The sequence below is a fragment of the Ferdinandcohnia sp. GQ5 genome (assembly GCF_059759275.1).
The window spans coordinates 1-347 of sequence record NZ_JCAXEW010000064.1; the positions used below are offsets into that span (position 1 = coordinate 1).

The window sequence follows — 347 nt, forward strand, 5'->3', positions numbered from 1 at the left end:
CTTCGTCTACTTCGCTCTTTTGTAACTCCGTATAGAGTGTCCTACAACCCCAAGAGGCAAGCCTCTTGGTTTGGGCTATCTTCCGTTTCGCTCGCCGCTACTCAGGAAATCGCGTTTGCTTTCTCTTCCTCCGGGTACTAAGATGTTTCAGTTCCCCGGGTCTACCTTCTCTTACCCTATGTATTCAGGTAAGGATACTGCCCCATTACGAGCAGTGGGTTTCCCCATTCGGAAATCTTCGGATCAATGCTTACTTACAGCTCCCCGAAGCATATCGGTGTTAGTACCGTCCTTCATCGGCTCCTAGTGCCAAGGCATCCACCGTGCGCCCTTCATAACTTAACCTA

1 rRNA gene is annotated in these 347 nt (G+C 50.1%); it reads right to left on the reverse strand.

The features are described from left to right. Window positions 1-345: ribosomal RNA gene (locus AC6CHV_RS26410) — 23S ribosomal RNA — on the reverse strand; the annotation flags it as partial. Window positions 346-347: the final 2 nt, after the last annotated feature.